We start from the raw sequence: 25,528 nt of genomic DNA, 5'->3' as shown, positions 1-25,528 counted from the left end.
AAGGCCGCAGTGTAAGCGCGGCTCCGCGGCCGCGGCGGCCCGGCCGGTGGAATGGCGTGTGCCGGCGGCGCTGTGTCGTGGCGCCGCCGGCTCCGACTTCGGCTCCGGCTGAACCTCGGGCCGGCCCGACGTGGCGGCGTCATCCCGGCCCGGCTACTCTTGGCCCCTGTATCGCTTCAGTTACGGGCTTCGCATGACCGATCCAAAGATCAACCGACTCAACCCCCTGCCGGCGCTGATCTTCAGCTCGCGCTGGCTGCAGCTGCCGCTTTATCTGGGCCTGATCGTCGCCCAGGGCGTGTACGTCTTTCAGTTCGTCAAGGAACTGATCCACCTGGTGCACGACGCCGCGACGCTGACCGAGCAGGGGATCATGCTGATCGTGCTCGGCCTGATCGACGTGGTGATGATCTCCAACCTGCTGGTGATGGTGATCGTCGGCGGCTACGAAACCTTCGTCTCGCGCCTGCGCCTGGAAGGCCACCCCGACCAGCCCGAATGGCTGAGCCACGTCAATGCGAGCGTGCTCAAGGTCAAGCTGGCGATGGCGATCATCGGCATCTCCTCGATCCACTTGCTCAAGACCTTCATCGGCGCCGGCAGCCTCGGCCTGCCCTTGTGCGGCACGCCCGAAGCCTTCACCGCCGCGCAGGCCGCCGCGCTCGCCACCGCCAACGGCGTGGCCAACGCGACCGCGCGCTGCTCGGAGCTGACCTCCGACGGGGTGATGTGGCAGGCGATCATCCACTTGCTGTTCATCGTCTCGGCGATCGGCATCGCCTGGACCGACAAGCTCATGAGCACCACGGTGCAGAAGCCGGGCAAGTCCGCCCACTGAGCCGGGCGACGACGCGGCCGCCGGCTCAGCGCGCGCTGGGCGCGGCGGCCGGTCGCGGTCGCATGATCGCGCGCCGCAGCCGCACCGCGTCGGCGCGATCGGAAAAAACCAGGCGGCCGTCCTGGCTGTCGAGGCCGAGCGCGCGATACGCCGCCTGCGTCGAGGGGAATTCGCGCATCGCCGCATAACGGCGGAACAGGTCGGCGAACACCTTGCCGCCGCCGAGCCGGTCGAGTTCGGCGACGAACTCGGCCGGGGCGATTTCGCGCTCGCCGTACAGGCAGCAACGCGCATAACGCGACAGCACCGTGTCGAGGTCGAGGCGGCGTTCGCGTCGCAACGCCAGGTCGGCCTCGAGCCAGAACAGCGCGCCGCCCCAGTAGATGCGCATGGTGCTGGCGCGGTTCCAGCCGATCTCGCCCAGCGGCGCGCCGGCGCCGGCCGTGCGGCCGCGCGAGAAGCCGGCATCGAGCCGGCGCCAGGCCTCCTCGCCGTCGAACTGGCCGGCGCGGGCGCGCAACACGTTCTGGTAATAGCTCGCCAGGCCCTCGGCGAGCCAGCGGCCGTCCTGGCCGAGATAGGGGTGGAACAGGTGCGAGAGCTCGTGCACGGCGGTCCAGTCGTCGCGCAGTTCGTCGATGCCGGCGTCCGGGCGCACGTACAGCAGCACCGACACGCCGCCGTCGCGCCGGGTCTGGCCCCAGGGCACCGGGCTGGGATCGCCGCGGCGAGCGCTCTGTCGCCCGGCGCCGTCGCGGCTTTGCCGGATCAGCACTTTCGCCTCGCGCAGCGGCAGCCGGCCGTAGGCGGTCAGGGCGGCGTCGGTGCATTCGGCGAGCCAGCGCTGCAGCTCGTCGACGCGCGCGCGGTCGGTGACGCCCTCGACGATCACCCGCAGACGCGCATCGCCGACCCGGATCACCCGTTCATGGTTTTGGACCTGGGCCGCCGCACCCGCGCTGCAGGCGAGCACAGCGCCGCCGAGCAGGACGCAGGCGAACAGGCGGGGCAACGACGGCAGGCGGGCGGCCATGGTCTGTGTTGGAACGCGATGCGCTGCGAAGGTTCCCGTTTCCATCGCAGCTACAATGGCGGCATGGACGTATCGCATTTGCTCGACGCACTCAATCCCGCCCAGCGCGAAGCCGTTTCGGCGCCTCCCGGTCATTATCTCGTGCTCGCCGGCGCCGGCAGCGGCAAGACCCGCGTGTTGACCCACCGCATCGCCTGGATCAACGAGGTCTTCGGCGTGCCGACCCACGGCATCCTCGCGGTGACTTTCACCAACAAGGCCGCCGGCGAAATGCGCGGCCGCGTCGACGCGCAACTGCGCCAAGGCGCGCGCGGCATGTGGATCGGCACCTTCCACGGCCTGGCCCACCGCCTGCTGCGCCTGCACTGGCAGGAAGCCAAATTGCCGGAAGGCTTCCAGGTGCTCGACAGCGACGACCAACTGCGCCTGGTCAAGCGCGTGGTGCAGGCGCTGGAGCTCGACGAGACCCGCTTCCCGCCGCGCCAGATCGTGTGGTGGATCAACGCCCAGAAGGACGAAGGCCGGCGGCCGCGCAACATCCAGCCGGCCGGCGACGAATGGGCCGACGTGATGCTGCGTTGCTACGAGGCCTACCAGGAACGCTGCGAACGCGCCGGCCTGGTCGATTTCGCCGAACTGCTGCTGCGCGCTCACGAACTGCTGCGCGACAACGCGGCGCTGCTCGCCCATTACCGCAACCGCTTCCGCGAGATTCTGGTCGACGAGTTCCAGGACACCAACGCGATCCAGTACGCCTTCGTGCGGGTGCTCGCCGGCGACTCCGGCCGGGTGTTCGTGGTGGGCGACGACGACCAGGCCATTTACGGCTGGCGCGGCGCCAAGGTCGAGAACGTGCAACGCTTCCTGCGCGACTTCCCCGGGGCCAGCACCATCCGCCTGGAACAGAACTACCGTTCCAGCGCCAACATCCTCGATGCCGCCAACGCGGTCATCGCCCACAACCCCGACCGGCTCGGCAAGAAACTGTGGACCGACACCGGCCAAGGCGAGGCGATCGACCTGTACGCGGCCTACAACGAGATGGACGAGGCGCGCTTCGTGGTCGAACGCCTGCGCCAGTGGGTGCGCGACGGCGGCAGCTATGGCGACGTCGCCGTGCTCTACCGCAGCAACGCGCAATCGCGCGCCTACGAAGAAGCCCTGCTGTCGGAGCAGGTGCCGTACCGCGTCTACGGCGGCCAACGATTCTTCGAGCGCGCCGAAATCAAGGACACCCTGGCGTACCTGCGCATGATCGCCAACCGCGCCGACGACGCCGCGTTCGAGCGCGCGGTCAACACCCCGACCCGCGGCATCGGCGAGCGCACCCTCGACGAGGTGCGCAAGCGCGCCCGCGCCGATGCGGTCTCGCTGTGGGACGCGGCGCGGCGCATTTCCGAGGAGAACGGGCTCGCCGCGCGCGCGCGCAACGCCCTGGCCGGGTTCGCCCTGTTGATCGACACGCTCGAAAACGACGTGGCCGAGATGCCGCTGCCGGAGAAGATCGACCACATCCTGCAGCGCTCGGGCCTGCGCGAGCATTACGCCAACGAGTCGCGCGGCCAGCTCGATTCGCGCACCGACAACCTCGACGAACTGGTCTCGGTGGCCTCGCGCTTCACCCGCTCCGACGAGGACGAGGCCGCGGCGATGCCCGAGCTGATCGCCTTCCTCAGCTACGCCGCGCTCGAGGCCGGCGAAGGCCAGGCCCAGGCCGGCGAGGACGGGGTGCAGCTGATGACCCTGCACAGCGCCAAGGGCCTGGAGTTCCCGCTGGTGTTCCTCGGCGGTCTGGAAGAAGGCCTGTTTCCGAGCGGGCGTTCGACGGAGGAGTCCGGGCGGCTGGAGGAAGAGCGCCGCCTGGCCTACGTCGGCATCACCCGCGCCCGCGAAAAGCTGGTGCTGAGCTACGCCGAGACCCGCCGCATCCACGGCATGGACATGTACGGCGTGCCCTCGCGTTTCCTGCGCGAGATCCCGCCGGCCCTGCTCAACGAAGTGCGGCCGAAGGTGCAGGTGTCGCGCCCGGTCCACGGCGCCGGCTCGCGCCGCGTCGATTATGGCCATGCCGCGATCGAAGCGCCGCCGGTCAAGCTCGGCTCGCAGGTGCGCCATGCCAGCTTCGGCACCGGCACGGTGACCGATTACGAAGGCACCGGCGCCCATGCGCGGGTGCAGGTCAACTTCGACGATGCCGGCAGCAAGTGGCTGGTGCTGGCCTACGCGAACCTGCAGCCACTCTAGTCAACGTTCGACGCGTCGATGAAAGCGCCAAGTTCTCTCAGCCCGCATGCCGACGTGCGTCGTCGGCTCGGAGTCCTGCCGCACTCCGCACTCGGGAGATCGGCATAGGGTCGGTTCGGTGTGGCGCTCCGCACGTCATCCCCGCGAAGGCGGGGATCCAGGGCCTTACCGAAGCATTACTCTGAAGTCTCCGGATCCCCGCCTTCGCGGGGACGACAGCTCAAAGCCGCCGCCGGACCGAGTCGCCGCTCAAGCAAAGGAATGCATCATGAAACGAAACACCAGCGGATTTCTGCTGAGCCTGGCGGCGCTGTCGATCGCGGTGTTCGTGCTCGGCGACATCTACGTGTTCTCCAAGGTGTCGATCCGTCCCGGCTGGGCCGGGTTCCTGCCGCATTGGCTCGGGGTGTCGGACTTCGTCGGCCTGTGCTGCCTCGCCCCGGCCGCTTTGTTGCCGCAACGCCTGCGCTCGGCCGCGGCGGCGCTGGCGAAATGCGTGGCGCTGGCGCCGTTGCCGGTGTTGATCGCGTACTCGATCGATCACGCCGATGCCGGGCTGTGGATGAATCTGCTCTTCAACTACGGCTGGGTCGGCCTGCAGTGCCTGATCCCGGCGGCGATGTGGTTCGCCGTGCGCGGCCTCGTCGAGGGCGTACGCGCGCTGGCCAAGCGCGCGTGCGACCGTTGAGCGCGACCGCAGCCCCGAACCCAGGGCCGCGACTACGCCTGGCTCAGAACGCGTAGCGCAGCACCAACTGGTACACCGGGCCGGCCTTCTCGCTCTCGCGTTCGTACTCGTCGTAGTCGCGGTCCTGTTGGTCGCCGAGCGTATCGAACTTGTGGAAAGCCTCGTCCTTGGAGGCGTCGAGCAGGTTCGAGCCGGTCAGCCGCACCGCCACCTGCGAGCCGAAGCGCTTCTCGACGAAAGCTTCCAGGTCGGCGCCGTAGCGCGTCGACACTTCCTCGCCGAGCACGCGCGAAGCGGCATCCCCCTGGCGGCGGTAACTCGCGCCGAACGACATGCCCAGGCTCGGCAGGTCCTGGATGAAGCCGACGTTGAGCACCGAGCGCGGCTGGTTGTTGAAGCGGCGTCGGCCAAAGTCGTCGTCGACCTCGCTGTCCAGCCAGGAGTAGTTGAGGAACACGCCGGTGTCGGTCAGGCCCAGCGCGGTGAGCGGCGTGGACAGGTCGAACTCGGCGCCGTAGACGCGGCCGTCGCCGACGTTGGCCGCGGTGTATACGAAGCTGTCCGGGTCCAGCACCGGATAGCCGGGCGTGACCGGGCCCGCGCCGGGATGTTCGTCGAGGAACTCCTCGATCGCGTCCTCGTGATCGTCCAGTGCGGTCGCGCTGGGCCGGCCGGTGCCGACTATCTCGATCAAGTCGCGCACCTTGCGATAGAACAGGTTGAGGCCGACCACGCCGCGCCGGCCGAGCCGGCGTTCGTAGCCCAGGTCCAGGCCCCAGGCGGTTTCCGGGCGCAGCGCCGGGTTGCCGAGGAAATCGTTGTCGCCGTATTCCTCCTCCAGGGTCAGCGGCAGCGACTGGTTGAAATCCGGCCGGCGCACGGTGCGCGCGATCGAGGCGCTGAGCCGGTCGTTGTCGCCGAGCTTGAAGCGCAGATGCGCCGAGGGCAGCAACAGGCCGTAGTCCTCGTCGATGCGCACCGCGTCTTCGTCGTCCCCGGCCAGGCTGCGGATCTTCGAGCGAGTGCTCTCGTAGCGCAGGCCGGTTTCCCAATCGATGCGGCCGCGCTGGCCGGAGAACATCAGGTAGGGGTCGAGGCGGCGTTCCTCGATCCGGCTGGCCTGGCGTTCGAACTCGGCATAGGCTGGCAAGGGCTCGCCTTCGTCCTCGGCCTCCACTTCGCTGGTGCGCAGCGAGGCAGTGCGGCGCTTGTCCAGGCCGTCGACGCCGAACTCCATCTTGGCCGCGCCGAACGCGCGGCGGTGGGCCAGCTTGAGGCTGAACTCGCTGTCGCGGGTGTCGCCGAGGATGCGCGCGCCCTCGAAGCCGTCGAACGAGGGGGGGCTGTCTTCGTCGTCGTAGCCGACTTCCTGTTCGGTGTCGCGGCGGCGGTCCTCGAAGCGCGCATAGCCCAGGTCGATTTCGCTGCGGCCGCCGGCCAGGTCGAAGGCGTAGCGCGCGTTGAGGCTGGCGTTGTCCTGCTCGATGTCGACCTTCTGGTCGTTGACCGACAGCAGATGGGCGCGCGCCAGGCTGCCCGGGTCGTTGTACTCGCGCGAATGTTCGGTTTCGGTGCGCTCGGTGCGCACGTAGAACCCGTCGACGCTGAGCCGGCCGTTGCCGATCTCGCGGGTATAGGACAGGTTGCCGGAATAATCGGTGCCGTCGCGCACGTCGCTCTGGTCTTCGCGGTCGACGAAGTCGCCGTCGGGCGCCTCGTAACGCTCGCTGCGCTTGTGCTTGGGGTTGTGCCGGCCCTGCACGTTGAGGCCGCCGAGCAGGCGGCCGCCGCCGAACTCGCCGCTGCCGACCGCGCCCAGCACCGGCTTGATCTTGTCGTCGTCGAAGTACAGCGCGCCGGCGCGCAGATAGCCGCCGTCGAACTCGTAGGCGTCGCGCAACACGATGTTGAGCGCGCCGGCGACGGCGTCGCCGGACCGGTTGGCGCTGGGGCTGCGGATGATCTCGATGCGTTCGACCAGTTCGGCCGGAATGCGGTCGACGTAGAACGAGCGGTCGCCGCCGGCGCCGGGCACCTTCTTGCCGTTGATCAGGATCTGGGTGTAGCCAGGGTCGAGGCCGCGCAAACGCGCGCCGTCGTACTCGAGCACGTCGGAGACGAAACCCACGCTCGGCACGCGCTTGAGCATGTCGCCGACGGTCAGGGGTTCGAAGCGCTGGAAATAATCCAGCCCGTAGCTCAGGGTCGGCGCGGTGGCCTCGCTGCGATCGCGGTAGGCGATTTCGCCGGTCACCGTGACCCGGTCGAGTTCGGTCGCCGCGGCGGCCGCGGCGCTGGTGGCGGGCGTCTCGACGGCGAGGGCGGGTGCGGCGAGCGAGATCAGCACGGCGGCGCTGAGTGCGTGTGGGCTGAGCTTGAAACGTCGCGGGCTGCGCATGAAGTTCGCCGGTGAAGGGATGGCGAGCGTTGTAAGTCCACGCGATGGCAGGACGATGACTGTGTGCGCGATTTCTGCTTTTGCCGTGACATGCGTACGCCGGCGTTGTCATGAAACCTGCATGTGACGCTTCTATAACAGCGTTCGGGGAATTGCCGCGAACTCAAGCATGCCGATGCGCTCAACACTGATCCTGTCCGTCGCCCTGGTCCTGGCCGGTTGCGCGACCTCGGACGCGCCGCGCGCGAACGCCGAGACCGCCCGGGGCGGCTCTGTTCGGGCCGGCTCTGTTCGGGCCGCACCGGGTCAGCCCGCACAACGCGAGCCCGACGAACGCGGCGTAGACGAAGCCGATCCTTTGCTCGCGCGCGCCGGCATCGACCATCGGCAGATCGACGAGGCCTTCCTGACCCCGGCCACGCCGCAGGACAACATCGATTCGCCGGCGGTCTGGCGCGCGCCGAACGGACGCTTGTGGCTGCTGGCGACCGCCAAGCAGGGCGATGCGCTGGTGATCTACGACGGCGACCGCGGCGATGCGGTCGGCCGGTACGGGCGCGAGGGCGGCGGCCTCGGCGAATTCCGCCGGCCCAACGGCATCGCCGTGTTCGGCGACCTGGCCTTCGTGGTCGAACGCGACAATCGCCGAGTGCAGGTGCTGTCGCTGTCGCTGCCGGCGGCGCCGCTGAATCTGCCGGGCATCGCCGACACGCGCACGCCGCAGCTGCGCGCCTTGACCGCCTTCGGCGCCGACCGGCTGCGGCAGCCCTACGGTCTGTGGGTGCGCGCCGTGAGCGCGGACGCGCTGGAAGTGATCGTCACCGACGCTTACATGGCCGGCAAGGACGCCCGCGGCGACGAGATTCCGCCGCCGCTGCGGCAACTCGACCGGCGCATGCAGCGCTATCGCCTGGAACTGGGCGGCGCCAAACCGGGCGTGCGCCACGTCGGCGCGTTCGGCGACACCGGCGCGGCCGGCGCGATCCGCGTGCCCGAATCGATCTGGGGCGACCCCGCGCACGATCGCCTGTTGATCGCCGAGGAAGACCTGGCCACCGGCACGGCGGTGCGCGACTACACTCTGGACGGGCGCTACCGCGGCCGAACCCTCGGCCTGGGACTGTTCAAGGCGCAGGCCGAAGGCATCGCGCTATGGCAGTGCGAGGACGGCAGCGGTTACTGGATCGCGACCGACCAATACAAGGATCGCAGCCTGTTTCACGTGTTCGACCGCGCCAGCCTGCGCCATCTGGGCGCGTTCGCCGGCGGCACTGTCGGCAACACCGACGGCGTGTGGCTGCAGCAGGCCGGCTCGACCCGTTTCCCAGACGGCGTGTTCTATGCGGTGCACGACGATCAGGCGGTCGGCGCCTTCGACTGGCGGGATATCGCGCGCGCCTTGAACCTGCGCAGCAGCTGCCAGACGCATCCCGCGGGCTGAGCTCGTCCGTTGGGGCTCAGCGGTCGGCGAGCCTGAACGATTTCAGCAGCAGGTCGAAACCGGGCTGGGTCTGCGGCAGGTCTTCTTCGGCGCTCTGGGTGATCAGGAACGCGGTGCGATGCGCGCCGGTGATCTTGCGGTACTCGCGCCGGTGCGGCACCTGCACGCCGCCCAGGCTCAGCACGTAGCGCTCGCGGATCGTGCCTTCGGCGAAGGACGAGCGGTCGAAACGGCTGCTGCCGCTGATCATCGACGGCATCGCCTTGTCGGTGTCGGCGGAAAAGCCGCGGGCGAAATCCTCGAGTTCGGCGGTGGTGTCGGCCTGCACGATGGCGACGAAGATCGCCGAGCCGGGACTCTCCACGGCCATGTAGTGGACCGCGTCGATGCGTCTGTCCTCGGCCATGCTCCAGTTGCCGGGGATGCTCATGCGCACGCCGAGGCGGTCGTAGCTGAGCGGCCGGGAAACGTCCGCGGCGGGTTCGCCGCAGGCGCTCAAAGCGACGGCGCAGACGCCGGCCAGCCACCACCGGTACCAATGCCCGCGGAACCGCCGTCCGCGGAAGAAACACGAATGCTTTGCGGATTCGCGAGCCATCGACATCTTCCCTGAGTGCCGCCACCCCTGTGGACACGGCGCTCACCCTAGCAGCTCGCCGCCGGTTCCTCGCCTGCCGTTGGTCCTGGGAAGCAGGCCCCGGCGGGCACGACCAACGACACTGGGCCGCGGCCGCAATGCCGGCCTAGGCTGCGGTTTCTCGACCGTCGAATGGGGCCTGCCGATGTCCTTGCGTTTCGTCCTCGCCGCAGCGCTGGCCGTCAGCGCGCTGCCGGCCGCCGCCGCCGACCTGCACGGCGACCCGCGCAACCTGCAGCCGGCCGACCTGTTCGATCTGGAATGGGCCGACCGACCGGCGCTGTCGCCGGACGGCCGCCGCATCGTTTACCAGCGCAAGTTCTTCGAGCGGATGAAGGACCGCCGCCGCAGCAACCTGTGGCTGGTCGATGCCGGCAGCGGCCAGCAGCGGCCGTTGACCAGCGGCGCGGCCAGCGACGGCGCCGCGGCATGGTCGCCGTCGGGCGATCGCATCGCCTGGGTGTCCGATCGCGACGGCTCGACCCAGATCTGGGTGCGCTGGATGGACAGCGGCCAGCAATCGCCGGTCAGCCGCCTGACCGAGGCCCCGAGCGGGCTGACCTGGTCGCCGGACGGCCGCTGGCTCGCCTTCACCATGCACGTCGCCGCCGACACCACGCCGCTGGCGAAGTTGCCGGCCAAGCCGAAGGGCGCGGAGTGGGCCGACGAGGTCAAGCTGATCGAGCGGATGAACTACCGCGCCGACGGCGCCGGCTACCTCAAGCCCGGCTACGAGCACGTGTTCGTGATGCCGGCCGACGGCGGCACCCCGCGCCAGGTCACCCAGGGCGATTTCCAGCACGGCTCGACCCTGGCCTGGAGCCGCGACGGCCGCTCGCTGTTCGTCGAGGCCAATCGCCGCGACGACCACGAGTACCACCCGATCGAAAGCGAGATCTACCGCGTCGACGTCGCCACCGGCGCCGCGGTCGCGCTCACCGAGCGGGTCGGCCCGGACCGCGCGCCGGTGCTGTCGCCGGACGGACGCAAGCTCGCCTACCTCGGCTACGACGATCGCAAGCGCAGCTACCAGATCGCCCACCTGTACGTGCTCGATCTAGACACCGGCGTTTCCCGCGCGCTCACCGAGGGCTTCGACTACGAGATCGAGAACCCGCAGTGGGACCGCGACGGCCGCGGCCTGTATGTCGGCTACGACCGCGACGGCGTCAGCCATCTGGGCTGGATCGCCGCGAGCGGCGGCAAAGTCGAATCGGTGACCGACGATGTCGGCGGCACCGCGGTCGGCCGGCCCTATCCCGGCGGCAGCTTCTCGGTCGCCGGCGGCCGCGTCGCCTACACCCACGGCACCGCCGCGCGCATGGCCGACGTCGCGGTGGTCGCGCGCGGCGCCAAGCCGCGCGTGCTGACCGATCTCAACGCCGACTCGCTGGCGCGCAAACGCCTGGGCGAGGTCGAGACCTTGTGGACGAAGTCCTCGGCCGACGGCCTCGCCGTGCAGGGCTGGATCGTCAAGCCGCCGCAGTTCCAGCCGGGCAAGCGCTATCCGTTGCTGCTGGAAATCCATGGCGGCCCTTACCAGAACTACGGTCCGCGCTTCGCCGTGGAAACCCAGCTGTACGCCGCCGCCGGTTACCTCGTGCTGTACCTCAACCCGCGCGGCAGCACCAGCTATGGACAGGCCTTCGCCGACCACATTCACCAGAACTATCCGAGCCACGACTACGACGACCTGATGAGCGCGGTCGACGCGACCATCGCCAAGGGTTATGTCGACCCGCAGCAGCTGTTCGTGACCGGCGGTTCCGGCGGCGGCGTGCTGACCGCCTGGATCGTCGGCCACACCGACCGCTTCCGCGCCGCCGTGGTCGCCAAGCCGGTGATCAACTGGACCAGTTTCGCCCTGACCTCGGATGGGCCGTCCTACGTCACCCAGCATTGGTTCCCGAGCGGGCCGTGGGAGGCGCAGGAGCTGTACTGGAAACTGTCGCCGCTGGCCCACGTCGGCAAGGTCGTTACCCCGACCATGCTGATCACCGGCGAGAACGACTACCGCACGCCGATCTCCGAGACCGAGCAGTACTACACCGCGCTGAAGCTGCGCCGCGTCGACACCGCGATGATCCGCATTCCCGGCGCCTCACACGGCATCGGCACGCGGCCCAGCGAAACCCTGGCGCAGGTGCTCAATACGCTGGAGTGGTTCGAGCGTTATCGCAACAAAGCGGCTGCCGTGGCGCCGGCCGAGGCCAAAACAGTGGCGCCCACCGGTGCGGGCTCCTGAGCGACCCACCGCGTTGGACCGCTTGTCGTGCGCACGCGCTGATGCCGCGTAACGACAAGCCGAGGGCCTAAGGCAAAGGCTTCCGCGCGCTGAAGCGCGCGGGTAACTTTCTTCTGTCCAATGCGACAAGAAAAGTCACCAACGAAAAACGCTTTGTTCAAATCGAATGCCCGCAAGTGCAGGCATACGCGGGCATGCGCCACACGGGACATCCCTGTCCCGGCGGCTCACGGCGCGCATCCCTGCGCGCCGCCCTCCGGGTGTCTTTCGGTCTCGCGAGTTTCAGGCTGCGCACAGCCACAGCCACAGCGCCGGGCGTAGCCGGGGCGATGCAGCCCGGGTTTCGATCGGCTCGGTTCAATCCAGCTTCACCCCGAAATGGAACGCCTCGATGCGCAGGCGCTCGCGCAGGTAGAAGGCGTGCGCGTCCTGGCGGTGGGTGCCGGAATCCAGTTGCAGGCGCACGCAGCCCAGGCGCTTGGCCTCGGCCTTGAGCCAGTCCAGCATCGCCTTGCCGTAGCCGCGGCTGCGCACGGCCTGGTCGGTGATCAGGTCGTCGACGTAGACGTGCAGGCCGACCGCGAGCATCTCCATCACCCGCCAGCAGGCGAACGCCCGCGGCACGCCCTGTTCGTCGTAGGCGACCGTGGCCCGGCAGCCCTCGGCGATCTGGCGGTGCATCTGGGCGACGAACGCGTTCTCGTCGAGGTGTGGGCGCAGCTGCGACACCAGCGGCCAGACGGCGCGCAGTTCGGTGTCTCCGACGATGGTCTGGATGTTCATGAAGACAGGAATGAGTTATGAGAAGTGAGGAGTGAGCGCAAGCGTGGGCTTACGCGCATTCCTCACGTCTCGGCGGAGCTGCAGGCAGGGCCGCGAGCGCAGACGAGCCTAGCTCACTGCTCACTCCTCTCCACTCGCTCCTCAGCCGGTCAGTCACCAACTGAAGAGCTTGTAATACACCGGCGAGACCGTGCCCTCGCCCTTGCTGGTGTCGAGGCGGCCGTCGCCGTCGTTGTCGACCAGGTAATAGGTCGGGCCGCGGGCGGGGGTGACCTTGACCGCGCGCAGCTGGCCGGCGATCCGGTACTCCTCGATCACGTCGCCGTTCTCGACGGTGCGGGTGCGCACGTCGGCGCCCTGCAGGGCGGCGGTGGGGTCGTCGCCGGCGCCGCCGGTGCTGGCGCAGGCGGCGAGGAGGGCGGCGATCAGGGCGGGGACGATCGGTGCGGCGGCTTTGCGGGCCGGCGATGCGGTAGGGGCGCGCATGGCGGTTCTCCGTGTCTCAGGCCGACAGCATACGCCGCGCGCCCGTTAAGCGGCTGCATCCGCGGCCGTGGTCGCAGCCCCGACGATGGGGCAGCGTAGAATCGCCGGCATGAAAAGACTCGTCCTGATCGATGGCTCCAGCTATCTCTACCGCGCCTTCCACGCGTTGCCGCCGCTGAGCAACGACGCCGGCGAACCGACCGGCGCCCTGTTCGGCGTGGTCAACATGCTGCGCTCGACCTTGAACGAGAGGCCCGACTACGTGGCCTTCGTCGTCGACGCGCCGGGCAAGACCTTCCGCGACGACCTCGACCCGCAGTACAAGGCCAATCGCCCGCCGATGCCGGACGACCTGCGCGCGCAGGTGGTGCCGATGTGCCAGATCGTCGAGGCGCTCGGCCTGCCGATCCTGCGCATCGACGGGGTCGAGGCCGACGACGTGATCGGCACCCTGGCGCTGCAGGCCGCGGATGCCGGCATCGAGGTGACCATCTCGACCGGCGACAAGGACTTCGCCCAGCTGGTGCGGCCGGGCGTGGCCCTGGTCAACACCATGAGCGGCAGCCGCATGGATTCCGACGAGGCGGTGTTCGCCAAGTTCGGCGTGCAGCCCAACCAGATCGTGGACCTGCTGTCGCTGATGGGCGACAGCGTCGACAACATCCCCGGCGTCGACAAGTGCGGGCCCAAGACCGCGGCCAAGTGGCTCGGCGAGTACGGCACCCTGGAAAACGTCATCGCCCACGCCGGCCAGATCAAGGGCAAGATCGGCGAGAACCTGCGCGCCGCGCTCGGCCGGCTGCCGCTCAACCGCCAGCTGACCACGATCAAGACCGACGTCGCGCTCGACCAGGGCCCAGAGCAACTGGCCCTGCGCGAACGCGACGCCGAAGCGCTGCGCACCCTGTACGCGCGCTACGGCTTCAAGCAGGCGCTGCGCGAGCTCGAGGGCGGCGCCAACGCCACCGCCAACGAAATCGCCGCCGACCGCGCCGGCCTGCGCGCGACCGCGGCCGGCCATGCCCGCGCCTCGGCCAGCGCCGAGGCGCCGGATGCGGCACTGTCGGTCCAGGGCGAGTACGAGGCGGTGACCACCCAGCCGCAACTCGACGCGCTGGTGGCGGCGCTGCAGGCGGCCGACGAGTTCGCCTTCGACACCGAGACCGATTCGCTCGACCCGATGCGCGCCAACCTGGTCGGGCTGAGCTTCGCCACCGAGACCGGCCGCGCGGTGTACATCCCGCTCGGACACGATTACCCCGGCGCGCCGGTCCAGCTCGACCGCGCCGCGGTGCTCGACGCGCTGCGCCCGGTGCTGACCGACCCGGCCCGGCGCAAGCTCGGCCAGCACGGCAAGTACGACCTGCACGTGCTGCGCCGGCACGGCGTCGACCTGCTCGGCTATGCCGACGACACCATGCTCGAAAGCTTCGTCTACAACGCCACCGCCAGCCGCCACGACATGGACTCGCTGGCCAAGCGTTACCTCGGCTACGACACGATCAAGTACGCCGACGTCGCCGGCAAGGGCGCCAAGGCGATCGCGTTCTCGCAGGTCGCCATCGACGACGCCACCCGCTACGCCGCCGAGGACGCCGACGTGACCCTGCGCCTGCACCGGGTGCTCGGCGCGCGCCTCGCCGCCGAGCCGGACCTCGAGCGCGTCTACCGCGAGATCGAAATGCCGTTGGTGCCGGTGCTCGAACGGATCGAGGCCAACGGGGTGATGATCGACGGCGACGAACTGCGCCGGCAGTCGCAGGACCTCGGCAAGCGCATGCTCGATGCGCAGATCAAGGCCACCGAGCTGGCCGGGCGCAGCTTCAACCTGGATTCGCCGAAACAGTTGCAGGCTTTGTTGTTCGACGAGCTGAAACTGCCGGTGCTGGTGAAGACGCCGACCGGCCAGCCGAGCACCAACGAGGAGGCGCTCGAAGCGATCGCCGACCAGCACGAACTGCCGCGGGTGATCCTCGAATACCGCGGCCTGGCGAAACTGCGCAGCACCTACACCGACAAACTGTCGGAAATGGTCAACCCGGACACCGGGCGCGTGCACACCAGCTATCACCAGGCCGGCGCCGCGACCGGGCGACTGGCGTCGAGCGACCCGAACCTGCAGAACATCCCGATCCGCACCGAGGACGGCCGCCGCATCCGCCGCGCTTTCGTCGCCCCGGAAGGACGACGCCTGGTCGCCTGCGACTATTCGCAGATCGAGCTGCGGATCATGGCCCATCTGTCCGAGGACGTCGGCCTGGTGCGCGCGTTCGAATCCGGCGCCGACGTGCACCGCGCGACTGCGGCCGAAGTGTTCGGCAAGAAGTCCCTCGAGGAGGTCAGCGGCAACGAACGCCGCGCCGCCAAGGCGATCAACTTCGGCCTGATGTACGGCATGAGCGCGTTCGGTCTGGCGCGCCAGCTCGGTATCGGCCGCGGCGAAGCGCAGGACTACATCGCCCTGTATTTCAGCCGCTACCCCGGCGTGCGCGACTTCATGGAGCGCACCCGCCAGGACGCGCGCGAGCGCGGCTACGTCGAGACGGTGTTCGGCCGGCGCCTGTACCTGGAGAACATCAAGGCCAGCAACCAGGGCCTGCGCGCGGGCGCCGAACGCGCCGCGATCAACGCGCCGATGCAGGGCACCGCGGCCGACATCATCAAGCGCGCGATGATCGACATCGACGCCTGGCTGGCCGCGCATGCGAGCCGCGCGAAGATGATCCTGCAGGTCCACGACGAACTGGTGTTCGAGGTCGAGGACGGGTTCGTCGACACCCTGGTGGGCGAGGCCTCAAGGCGGATGGCGGCGGCGGCCAGCCTGCGGGTACCGCTGGTCGTCGACAGCGGGGTCGGCATTAATTGGGACGAAGCGCATTGATTATGCGGAAACCATTGATTTTGCTGGAATTGGTTTAATGAATCAGTCCTGAATCCAACAATTTATTAACTACGATCTTCACGAACTATCCATGTGCGGGATGGTCATATAGGTCGCGACAGATGCAACGTCTGTCGCTGATCTCTCCCTCCCCTGGAGTGATCCCCCGGAGCGAACGACCCCTCCCCAGGTCACGCTCCACCAGCCCCGCCGGCCCCCCCTGCCTGCGGGGCTTTTTATTGCCCGGGAGAAAGTTTACTAAGCACACTTAGCCTGTGCCAAGGTCGCGCCAAATCCCGCGCCAACCCCCTGAGCCCGGGCCGAGCCCGCACGCAGGCGCGTCGCCCCAGCCTGCGCTGTTTATCGCCGATGGGTTTATCGGCGATGCGCGATGGGTTTATCGACGGGGGCCTGCGCGGCCGCCGGGTTTTAGAATCGATAGGTCAGCGACAGGGACAGCTCGCGGCCCGGCGACGGGAAACCGATATAGCTTTTCGAACCGGCCTGATAACCGTAGCTGCCGTGGTCGTAATAAAACCGGTCGAACAGATTGTTGACCGCCGCGCCGAGTTTCAGGCGATCGTCGCCGAGCAGGTTCCAGTTCGCCATCAGATCGACCACCGCATAGCCGGGCTTGTCCGGCGCATCGGCGGCGATGCTGTTGGCTTCGTCCTCGACCAGGCGCGCGCGCACCGCGTACTGGGCCTGCCCCGACTCGGGCTGCCAGTCGTAGCGCACGGTCCAGGTGCGGCCGATGCTGGTGCCCAGGCCGAGGTCGGCGTCGTTGAGCGGGCGGTCGTCGAAGCTGTTGTCCGACTGCCACACGCCGACGCTCAGGCCCGAGCGCAGCCAGCGCTTGCCGATCTCGGCTTCGTAGCCTTCGACCTCGGCGTCGCCGATGTTCTCCCAATAGCCCCAGGCGGTGTGGCCCGAGTACACCGCCGAGATGTAATGCTCGATGTTCTGGCGGAACGCGGTGGCGCGGGCGAAATAGCCGTTGCGCTCCCACGACACGCCGAATTCGAGGTTGTCGGCGCGTTCGCCTTCGAGATCGCCGCGGTGGGTGTACAGCGCACTGAAGAAAGCCTCGCGGATGGTCACGCCGCGGAAGGCTTCCGAATAGGCCAGGCGGAAGCTCAGCGGCTCGACCGGCGTCCAGGCGATCGACAGGTTCGGGCTGAGCCTGGACTCGTCGTTGGCGGCGCCGGCGCTGACGCCGGACACGCCCTCGTGGCGGTAGTCGTCGTAGCGCAGGCCCGCCGACAGCTTCCATTGCGGCGACACGGTCCACTCGCCCTGGGCGTAAGCGCCGAACACGCGCGCGGTCTGCTCGGTGCGGCCCCAGAACGGCGGCGGCGTGGCCTGCTGGCGCGCGTGCAGGCGGTCGCTGCGGTAGTCTAGTCCGTAAGTGAGCGCCAGCGACTGCCACGACGCGGTGTTGCGCAGGTCCAGGCCGGTGCTGGTCTGTTCGCCGGCGCTGTAGAGCTGGCCGGTAGTGTTGCGGCGGTTGTGGTAGTCGCTGCGGGTGCGGTAGGCGTTGAGGCGCAGGTTCACGGCCTCGCTGTCGGGGTCGTAGCGGTGTTCGTAGGAGACCGTGTCGCGGCGCATGCGGTGGTCGGACAGGATGTAGCGGCCGTTGAAGTTGGTCATGTGCGGCCGTTCGTAATAGGTGCCGGTGTCGTCCAACTGCTCGGCCGACAGATCGAAGCTGTGCGCGTCGAACAGGCCGCTGAGCTTGAATTGGGCGCGCTCGTGCCGGTAGGCGGTCGGCTTGACCCGGTCGCCGTGGCCGTCGTCGTAGTCGCCGCCGTCCTGGTAGACGTAGGTCGCGAGCACGCCGAGCCGGTCGGACAGGCGGCCGTAGCCGGCCAGCACGCCCTTGTAGCTGTTGCCGCCGTTGAGGCCGGCCGCGGCCTTGACCAGGAAGCCCGCGTCCTGGTCCGGGCGCAGCAGGTCGAAGGCGTCGCGGGTGCGCACGCGCAGCGCGCCGGTCAGCGCGCCGGCGCCGCCGGTGGCCGCGCCCGCGCCGGCGTCCAGTTCGATCGACTTGATGAACTCCGGCTCGATCTGGACCCGGGTCTGGTGGTGATACAGCTCGGCCGGCTCCTGCGCACCGTCGATGGTGACGTTGAGCATGGTGTCCTCGAAGCCGCGCACGTAGATCTTCTGCGCGACCGGCGAGCCGCCGCCGACCGCGACGCCGGACTCGTTGGACAGCAGGTCGCTGAGGTCGGAGGCCTGGGTCAGCTCGATCTCGCCGCGGTCGAGGTCGAAATTGCCCGGCTCGCGCTCGGCGACCACGGTGATCGAATCCAGGGTGCGCGCCGTGTCGCCGGCCTCGGCGGAGTGGGCGAGCGGGGTGCAGGCCAACAGGGCCAGGCCGGACAGCAGACGCGAAGACGGGGCGGACATGGGGCGGCGTTCCTTCGGATGGGCGCGCAGACGCCTGCGGCCGGAACGGCGCAGGCGGACGCTGGGCAGGGAAGGCTTCGCGCTGGCTAGAGGACCCCGGGCGGGCGAAGCCTGGGCATTTTGCGGTCCGCGTTCGCAGGATGCAAATGCGAATCATGATCAACAAGCGTCGGCCCGCGACGGCTGGCGCAGCTCGCCACGCGCGATGACGCCCGATGCACGCTGCGGCGGGCCACAATTGGGCCTCGCCTTTCGGGAGCCGAGCCATGTCCGACGCCTTCGACCTGTCGATGCCGTGGTGGCAGTACCTGGTGCGCGCCTGCATCGTCTACTTCGTGCTGCTGGCGATGATCCGGCTGTCGGGCAAGCGCACGATGGGCCAGTTCACCTCGTTCGACATGCTGTTGATCGTGCTGCTCGGCAACGCGGTGCAGAACGCCCTGCTCGGGACCGACACCTCGGTCGGCGGCGGCCTGATCCTGGCCGCGACCCTGATGCTGTTGAACTGGGGCGTGGGCTACGTCGCGGCGCGCAACGACCGCATCGAGCGGGCGCTCGAAGGCGTGCCGGTGGTGCTGGCGCGCGAGGGCCACGTATTCCGCGACGTGCTGCGCCGCGAGCTGGTCAGCCGCGCCGATTTCGACAAGGCCATGCGCGAGAACGATTGCGCCCAGATCGACGACATCGCGGTGGCGATGCTGGAGACCAATGGGCATATCACTATCTTGAAGCGGCGAACTGGGGACTAAGAGCTAGAACGAGTAGTGAGCAGTGAGCAGAAGCAAGCCTGCGACGGCTTTACTCACTCCTCACTTCTCTGCGCTCACTTCTCCACTCCCAGCCAATCGCGCGGCACCAGGTAGCCGGCCAGCCGCGCTTCGTCGCTGTCGGGCTCGGGCTGGAAGCCGTATTCCCAACGCACCAGCGGCGGCAGGCTCATCAGGATCGACTCGGTGCGGCCGCCCGACTGCAGGCCGAACAGGGTGCCGCGGTCGAACACCAGGTTGAACTCGACGTAGCGGCCGCGCCGGTACAGCTGGAACTGACGCTCGCGTTCCCCGTAAGCCATGTCCTTGCGGCGTTCGACCAGGGGCAGGTAGGCCTCGAGAAAGCCGTCGCCGACTGCGCGCTGATAGGCGAAATCGCGTCCGAAGTCGCCGTGCAGATCGTCGAAGAACAGGCCGCCGACGCCGCGGGTCTCGTTGCGGTGCTTGAGGAAGAAATATTCATCGCACCAGCGCTTGTGCGCTCGGTAGCGTTCGTCGCCGCCGAACGGCTCGCACAGCGCGCGCGCGGTGCGGTGCCAGTGCAGCACGTCTTCGTCGAAAGGGTAGAACGGGGTCAGGTCGAAGCCGCCGCCGAACCACCAGGCCACGGTCTCGCCGTCGCGCATCGCGCGGAAATGGCGCACGTTGGCGTGGGTGGTCGGCAGGTAGGGGTTGTGCGGGTGGAACACCAGCGATACCCCGACCGCGCGCCAGGAGGCACCGGCGAGTTCCGGCCGCGCCGCGCTCGCCGACGGCGGCAGGGTGGTGCCGGAGACGTCGGAAAAGCCGATCCCGGCCTGCTCGAAGACGTTGCCGCCGCGCAGGATGCGCGTGCGTCCGCCGCCGCCTTCGGCGCGCTGCCATACGTCCTCGGCGAAGCGCGCCCCACCGTCGGCCTGTTCGATGGCGGCGCACAGGCGGTCCTGCAGGCCGGAGAGATAGTCGCGTACGCGGTCGAAATCGTTCATGCGCGCATTCTAGCGGCGTTGGCCCGGCGCGGACTTGATCTGGGTCAGATGGTTTAGGAACCAGGAACGAGCAACGAGCAACGAGTCGCGGGCACCGGCTCCACTCGTTCCTCGTTCCCCGTACTAGTTCCTAGTGACTCCTGGTTTCTAGTTCCTAGCTTCGTCACTTCAAGGTGCGATTGAACAGCTCGTGGATGCGGCGATACTCGTCGTACCACGAGTCGGCGCGCACGAAGCTGTGGCGCTCCATCGGGTAGGGCGCGAGCTCCCACTTGTCCTTGCGCAGCTCGATCAGGCGCTGGCTCAGCATCACCGAGTCCTTGAAGAACACGTTGTCGTCGATCATGCCGTGGGCGATCAGCAGGTGATCCTGGAGGCCGCTGGCGTACTCGATCGGCGAGGACTTCTTGTAGGCCTCCGGGTCGAGCTCGGGGGTGTTGAGGATGTTCGAGGTGTATTCGTGGTTGTACTGCGACCAGTCGGCGACCGGACGCAGCGCGGCGCCGGCCTTGAAGGTGCCGGGTTCGCGGAACAGGGCCATGAAGGTCATGAAGCCGCCGTAGGAACCGCCGTAGATGCCGGCGCGGTCGCGATCGCCCTGCTTGTTGGCGACCAGCCATTCCAGGCCGTCCAGATAATCCTCGAGTTCCGGGTGGCCCATTTGCCGGTAGATCGCAGTGCGCCAGTCGCGGCCGTAGCCCTCGGAGGCGCGGTAGTCGAGGTCGAGCACGACATAGCCTTCCTGCACGAGCAGGTTGTGGAACATCTGCTCGCGGAAGTAGTTGGGGTAACGCGTGCTGACGTTCTGCAGGTAGCCGGCGCCGTGCACGAACATCACGATCGGGTACTTCTTGCCCGGCTGGTAATTCTTCGGCCCGTAGAACTTGCCCCAGACGGTGCCGGCGCCGTGCCTGGACGGCACCTGCACGTACTCGGGCTGGATCCACTCGCGCGCGCGGAAGCCGGGCTTGCGGGTGTCGGTCAGGGCGACGGTGTTTTCGCCGCTGGCGTCGACCACCGCGAGCTGCGGCGGGGTGTAACTGTCGGAATGGCGCACCAGCACCTTGCGGCCGTCCGGCGAGAGCATGAAGTTCTCGACGCCGTCGAGCGCGGTCACTTCGCGCACCGCGCCGCCGTTGCGGTCGACCGCGCAGACTTCGTAGTCGCCGGGCCACTTGCGGTTGCACAGGAAGAAGAAGGTCTTGCCGTCGGCGCTCAGTTCCGGCTCGGAGGCCTCCCAGCGGCCGGAGGTGATCGCGCGCGGCGCGCCCGCGCCGCTGGCGATGTACAGATGCGAATAGCCGCTCTGTTCCGACAGCAGCCACAGCTCGCTGTCGCCCTGGCCGGCGCCGGGCAGCCAGCCGAAATCGTTGAAGTTCCAGCCGATCCAGGCCGGATCGGTGAGGCGGTGGCGGGGCTGCAGTGCGGCCTTGGCCAGATCGACCGAGGCCAGCCAGCGGTCTTTGTTGTCGATCGCGCGCACCAGCACCGCGGCCTGGCGGCCGTCGTCGCTCCAGCGGATCGAGACGCCGCTGCCGTCGCCGTCGGTCTCGATGCGGACCGGGCGCTCGCCCTTCAGCGGGTCCTTCCTGGCCGCCTTGCGCAGCGCGGCGAGCGGGTCCTCGCCGATGCCGGGCAGCCCGCCGAACTTGAGTTCGCTGGCCTTGGCGTTGGCCACGTCGACCAGCCACAGCTTTTGCGGCAGCGGTTCGTTGCGGCCGACGCGGGTGCGGACTTCCTCGAATTCCTCGTAGCCCGACTCGGTCACGTACTTGGGCATCTTGCCGGGGGTGCCGGCATCGCCTTTCTTGGCCTGGGTGACGACCAGCAGCCAGCGCGCGTCCGGCGACAGCGCGCTGTCCACGATCTCGACGTCGTCGCCGAGGTAGGCCGGCTTGGGCGCGCGGCTGCCGTCGCTGCGGCGCCAGGCCTCGTCCTGTTCGCGCGCGGCTTCGCGCTGGGCGCGGTCCTCGCGCAGGGTCTGCAGCATCGCCAACTGGCGTTCGCGCAGGTCGTCGGCCTTCGGCGGCTTGGCCGGGTCGTTCTCGGCGCGGACCTGGGCGGCCTGGCTCAGGCCCTGGCCGGCGCGCCACTGGTACCACTGGTTGTCGACCCGGAACACCAGGTTGCCGTCGCGGCTCCACTGCGGCCGCGACTCGGTGTCGTTGCTGCGGGTGACCTGGGTCAGCGCGCCGCTGCGCAGGTCGCGCACGAAGATGTCGCCGTTGCGCACGAAGGCCATGCGCGTGCGCTGGGCGTCGTAGGCCGGGTTGGCGCCGTCGAGATCGTTGCGCGCGGCGCCGTCGAGACGCTGCGCGGCGCCGCCGGCGACGCCGACCTGCCAGGTGTCGCGGATGATCGAATCGTCGCGCTTGAGCTGGTACTGCACGCGCTGGCCGTCCCAACTCCACCAGGCGCGTTCGACCGGCGGTCCGATCCAGTCCGGGTTGGCCATGGTGTCGGCCAGGGTCAGCGGCGCGGCGGACTGGGCGAAGGCGGCGGAGGCGAACAGCGCGCAAGGCAGCGCGGCGAGCGTGGCGAAGGAAAGGCGCATCGAGCGGGCTCTGGGACAAAAGTCCGCGCAGGGTAGCAGCCCGACAGCGCCCGCCGGGCCGGCCGTTGGTCATGCCTGGACGCGCGCTCTGCCTGCTCCGGCGCCGGTCGCGGCCCGCCAAGCCGGCAGCGTCGCCGGCGGCTTGTCCGAGCCTGCACGCAGGCTTTGCCGAAACCGTGCTCAGGCGCCGCGCCGCTCCGGCGTGGATGGGCTCCTCGCCGGCGTCGCGCGCCGCGACGTCCGCGTGCCGCATTTTGTCGCACGAGGCCGGCCGGTTTCGGGCGGTTCCGTGATCCAGTCCCGGGCCGGGCCGCGCCGTTCGCGATTTCATCCAGCCCTTGAGGCACCGGGCTTCGGCCGCGGTCGCGCGCGCCAGCGCCGCGGCTTGCGCGTCGAACGAACACGTCGCGATCACGTCTTTGCGGTTTAGGTGGTTCGACGAAATCGCCGCGATCGGCGTTTACCGGGCCGATACCGCGGCGCAAGATGAACAGGCCGGCGCACTGTATGGCGCCGTGGAGGCAATACACGTGGACGCCTTGTTGCTGTCGCGTATCCAGTTCGGCTTCGTGATTTCGTTCCATATCCTGTTTCCGGCCTTCACCATCGGCCTGGCCAGCTGGCTGGCCTTCGTCGAATGGCGCTGGCTGCGCACCCGCGACACGCTCTGGCGCGACCTGTATTTCTTCTGGACCAAGATCTTCGCCGTGTCGTTCGGCATGGGCGTGGTGTCCGGCATCGTCATGAGTTTCCAGTTCGGCACCAACTGGGCGGTGCTCAGCGAACAGGCCGGCAACATCCTCGGCCCGCTGCTGTCGTACGAGGTGCTGACCGCGTTCTTCCTGGAGGCGACCTTCCTCGGGGTGATGCTGTTCGGCTGGAACCGGGTCAAGGAACGCATGCATTTCCTCGCCACCTGCATGGTCGCGCTGGGCACGCTGATCTCGACGTTCTGGATCATCTCGGCCAACAGCTGGATGCAGACGCCGGCCGGCTACAAGATCGTCGAAGGCGTGTTCGAGCCCGACAGCTGGTGGGCGATCGTGTTCAACCCCTCGTTCCCGTACCGCCTGGCGCACATGGTGCTGGCGGCCTTCATCACCACCTGCTTCGTGATCGGCGGCGTCGCTGCCTCGTATCTGTTGCGCGGCGTGCACGTCGAGGCCGGCAAGCGGATGCTCAGGGCGGCGGTGATCTTCGCCGCGATCACAGTGCCGGCGCAGGTCTTCGTCGGCGACCTGCACGGCCTGAACGTGCGCGAGCACCAACCGATCAAGGTCGCGGCGATGGAAGCGCACTGGGAGTCGGGCGCGCCCGGCGAAGGCGTTCCGCTGGTCCTGTTCGCGGTGCCGAACGAAGAAACCGAACGCAACGACTACGAGATCGCGGTGCCCAAGCTCGGCAGCCTGATCCTCACCCACAGCCTCGACGGCGAGATCCAGCCGCTGAAGTCGGTGCCGGCCAGCGAGCGGCCGCCGGTCAAGCCGGTGTTCTACGCCTTCCGGGTCATGGTCGGGCTCGGCCTGGCGATGCTGGCGCTGGTGCTGTTCTCGCTGTGGCAGTGGTGGCGCGGGCGTCTGTACGTATCGCGCGCGGCGCTGTGGGGCTGGCGGACGCTGACTTTGAGCGGTTTTGTCGCCCTGCTGTCGGGCTGGTACGTGGTCGAGATCGGCCGCCAGCCGTATGTAATCTATGGCCTGCTGCGCACCGCCGACGCGGTCAGCCCGATCGCCGCGGCCAGCGTGATGACCTCGCTGATCGTGTTCGCGGTGGTCTATTTCGTGGTGTTCGGCGCCGGCATCAGCTATCTGGTCAAGCTGATCCGCAAGGGCCCGCATCCGCACGAGCCGCCACCGCGCAGCGAGCAGGGCGAGAAGACTCCGGCGCGGCCGCTGTCGCTGCCGGACGAATCCAGCGAAACCGGCGCCTAGCGCGACGGCTCGAATGGCGCGCGACGGCCGATGCCGCGCGCGCTCATGCAAAGCACGATGGAGTAGGACGATGGAATACTGGCTGCCCGTGATCTGGTTCGGCGTGATCGGCTTCGGCGTGCTGATGTACGTGTTGCTCGACGGCTTCGTGCTCGGCCTCGGCATCCTGGCGCCGTTCGCCGAGGACGAAGGCCAGCTCGACCACATGATGAATACCGCCGCGCCGATCTGGGACGGCAACGAAACCTGGCTGGTGCTCGGCGGCGCGGGTTTGCTGGCGGCGTTTCCGAAGGCCTATGCGCTGGTGCTGTCGGCGCTGTACCTGCCGGTGTTGCTGATGCTGATCGCGCTGGTGTTCCGCGGCGTCGCCTTCGAGTTCCGCTTCAAGGCGCGGCGCGCCAAGCCGGCCTGGGGCGCGGCGTTCGCGCTGGGCTCGATCTTCTGCGCCTTCGCCCAGGGCCTGATCCTCGGTGCGATCGTCGAGGGCATGCCGATGCAGGAAGGCAAGTACGTCGGCGGCATGTTCGACTGGTTCAGTCCGTTCTCGATGCTGACCGGCGTGGCGGTGGTGTTCGGTTATGCGCTGCTCGGTTCGACCTGGTTGATCCTCAAGACCGACGGCCGCATGCAGCAGATCGCCCGCACCCTGGCGCGGCCGCTGGTGCTGGTGGTGGCGGCGTTCATCGGCCTGGTCAGCGCCTGGCTGCCGTTTCTGGACTCGCGGATCATGGCGCGCTGGTTCGAGGGCGGTAACTTCCTGTGGCTGTTCCCGGTGCCGCTGCTGGTGATCGGCAACGCCTACGCGCTGTGGCGCGCGGTGATGCGCGAGGGCCGCGACGCCCAGCCCTTCGTCTACGCCTTGCTGTTCTTCGTGCTGGGCTTCCTCGGCCTGGTGCTGGGGATCTGGCCGAACATCGTGCCCGGGCTGTCGATCTGGGACGCGGCCTCGCCGCCGTCGTCGCAAGGGTTCGTGCTGGCCGGGCTGGTGGTGCTGCTGCCGGCGATCCTGGGCTACACGTACTGGTCGTACCGTGTGTTCCGCGGCAAGATCGCCGCCGACGCCGGGTATCATTGAGGCGGCCCGGCGTTCGCAGGTAGGACCGGGACGCCGCCCATCGGGGCCGCCGTCCGCACGACTGGGTCGTCGAAGCGGGCCGGTCCTAACACTTCGGCTTGCGCCTGGCGCTGAACGCCCAGGTTCGCGACACCCGGACGGGCGGGT

General features: G+C 68.7%; 17 protein-coding genes. 9 read left to right on the top strand and 8 right to left on the bottom strand.

Going from position 1 to position 25,528, the window contains the following annotated elements; all coding sequences use genetic code 11:
* The first annotated feature begins 193 nt into the window (after positions 1–193).
* Positions 194–838 carry a TIGR00645 family protein gene (locus AC6CH2_RS08330; protein ID WP_498268831.1) on the top strand — a complete coding sequence of 215 codons (645 nt, stop codon included), beginning with the start codon at positions 194–196 and terminating at the stop codon, positions 836–838.
* 25 nt (positions 839–863) lie between these two features.
* Here AC6CH2_RS08330 and AC6CH2_RS08325 read toward each other — a convergent pair whose 3' ends face one another.
* A complete protein-coding gene (locus AC6CH2_RS08325) occupies positions 864–1,871 on the bottom strand; it encodes a hypothetical protein (RefSeq protein ID WP_498268830.1) in 1,008 nt (335 codons plus the stop codon).
* 63 nt (positions 1,872–1,934) lie between these two features.
* On the opposite strand from AC6CH2_RS08325, the gene uvrD reads away from it, so the two are divergent.
* Entirely contained in the window at positions 1,935–4,115 is a 2,181-nt protein-coding gene (gene uvrD / locus AC6CH2_RS08320; protein WP_498268829.1) for a DNA helicase II, read from the top strand.
* Positions 4,116–4,383: 268 nt separating this feature from the next.
* Positions 4,384–4,803, top strand: coding sequence for a hypothetical protein (locus AC6CH2_RS08315; RefSeq protein WP_498268828.1), 420 nt, complete (start codon positions 4,384–4,386; stop codon positions 4,801–4,803).
* Between the two features lie 43 nt (positions 4,804–4,846).
* Here the strand turns inward: AC6CH2_RS08315 and AC6CH2_RS08310 are convergent, their stop codons facing one another.
* Positions 4,847–7,201, bottom strand: a complete 2,355-nt coding sequence (locus tag AC6CH2_RS08310) for a TonB-dependent receptor plug domain-containing protein (protein WP_498268827.1) — start codon at positions 7,199–7,201, stop codon at positions 4,847–4,849.
* 169 nt (positions 7,202–7,370) lie between these two features.
* Here AC6CH2_RS08310 and AC6CH2_RS08305 point away from each other — a divergent pair, with 169 nt between their 5' ends.
* The gene (locus AC6CH2_RS08305) at positions 7,371–8,642 is read left to right on the top strand and encodes a phytase (RefSeq protein WP_498268826.1); all 1,272 of its coding nucleotides are present in this window, start codon (positions 7,371–7,373) and stop codon (positions 8,640–8,642) included.
* Between the two features lie 16 nt (positions 8,643–8,658).
* On the opposite strand, the gene AC6CH2_RS08300 is transcribed toward AC6CH2_RS08305, so the two are convergent.
* Positions 8,659–9,240, bottom strand: a complete 582-nt coding sequence (locus AC6CH2_RS08300; RefSeq protein ID WP_498268825.1) for a hypothetical protein — start codon at positions 9,238–9,240, stop codon at positions 8,659–8,661.
* Positions 9,241–9,424: 184 nt separating this feature from the next.
* Here AC6CH2_RS08300 and AC6CH2_RS08295 point away from each other — a divergent pair, with 184 nt between their 5' ends.
* Positions 9,425–11,524 (top strand): S9 family peptidase, encoded by a 2,100-nt coding sequence (locus AC6CH2_RS08295; RefSeq protein ID WP_498268824.1) that lies wholly within the window; start codon positions 9,425–9,427, stop codon positions 11,522–11,524.
* A gap of 357 nt (positions 11,525–11,881) precedes the next feature.
* Here the strand turns inward: AC6CH2_RS08295 and AC6CH2_RS08290 are convergent, their stop codons facing one another.
* Positions 11,882–12,307, bottom strand: coding sequence for a GNAT family N-acetyltransferase (locus AC6CH2_RS08290; protein WP_498268823.1), 426 nt, complete (start codon positions 12,305–12,307; stop codon positions 11,882–11,884).
* 153 nt (positions 12,308–12,460) lie between these two features.
* Entirely contained in the window at positions 12,461–12,793 is a 333-nt protein-coding gene (locus AC6CH2_RS08285) for a DUF2782 domain-containing protein (protein ID WP_498268822.1), read from the bottom strand.
* A gap of 109 nt (positions 12,794–12,902) precedes the next feature.
* Here AC6CH2_RS08285 and polA point away from each other — a divergent pair, with 109 nt between their 5' ends.
* Positions 12,903–15,674, top strand: coding sequence for a DNA polymerase I (polA, locus tag AC6CH2_RS08280; protein ID WP_498268821.1), 2,772 nt, complete (start codon positions 12,903–12,905; stop codon positions 15,672–15,674).
* Between the two features lie 429 nt (positions 15,675–16,103).
* Here the strand turns inward: polA and AC6CH2_RS08275 are convergent, their stop codons facing one another.
* Positions 16,104–18,086 (bottom strand): TonB-dependent receptor domain-containing protein, encoded by a 1,983-nt coding sequence (locus AC6CH2_RS08275; protein WP_498268820.1) that lies wholly within the window; start codon positions 18,084–18,086, stop codon positions 16,104–16,106.
* Positions 18,087–18,352: 266 nt separating this feature from the next.
* On the opposite strand from AC6CH2_RS08275, the gene AC6CH2_RS08270 reads away from it, so the two are divergent.
* Entirely contained in the window at positions 18,353–18,835 is a 483-nt protein-coding gene (locus tag AC6CH2_RS08270) for a DUF421 domain-containing protein (RefSeq protein ID WP_435395743.1), read from the top strand.
* Positions 18,836–18,909: 74 nt separating this feature from the next.
* On the opposite strand, the gene hemF is transcribed toward AC6CH2_RS08270, so the two are convergent.
* Positions 18,910–19,821: an oxygen-dependent coproporphyrinogen oxidase gene (hemF, locus tag AC6CH2_RS08265; protein ID WP_498268819.1), complete on the bottom strand. Its 912-nt coding sequence runs from the start codon at positions 19,819–19,821 to the stop codon at positions 18,910–18,912.
* Positions 19,822–19,984: 163 nt separating this feature from the next.
* On the bottom strand, positions 19,985–22,375 hold the full coding sequence (locus AC6CH2_RS08260; protein ID WP_498268818.1) for a S9 family peptidase: 2,391 nt from the start codon (positions 22,373–22,375) through the stop codon (positions 19,985–19,987).
* A gap of 530 nt (positions 22,376–22,905) precedes the next feature.
* Between AC6CH2_RS08260 and AC6CH2_RS08255 the strand changes: the two genes are divergently transcribed.
* Entirely contained in the window at positions 22,906–24,306 is a 1,401-nt protein-coding gene (locus AC6CH2_RS08255; RefSeq protein ID WP_498268817.1) for a cytochrome ubiquinol oxidase subunit I, read from the top strand.
* A gap of 70 nt (positions 24,307–24,376) precedes the next feature.
* Positions 24,377–25,381, top strand: a complete 1,005-nt coding sequence (gene cydB, locus AC6CH2_RS08250) for a cytochrome d ubiquinol oxidase subunit II (protein WP_435395739.1) — start codon at positions 24,377–24,379, stop codon at positions 25,379–25,381.
* Positions 25,382–25,528: the final 147 nt, after the last annotated feature.

The organism is Lysobacter sp. GQ73, from assembly GCF_059758755.1.
The sequence above is the reverse complement of the archived record's forward strand: the minus strand, read 5'-3'. Positions and strand labels throughout refer to the sequence as shown.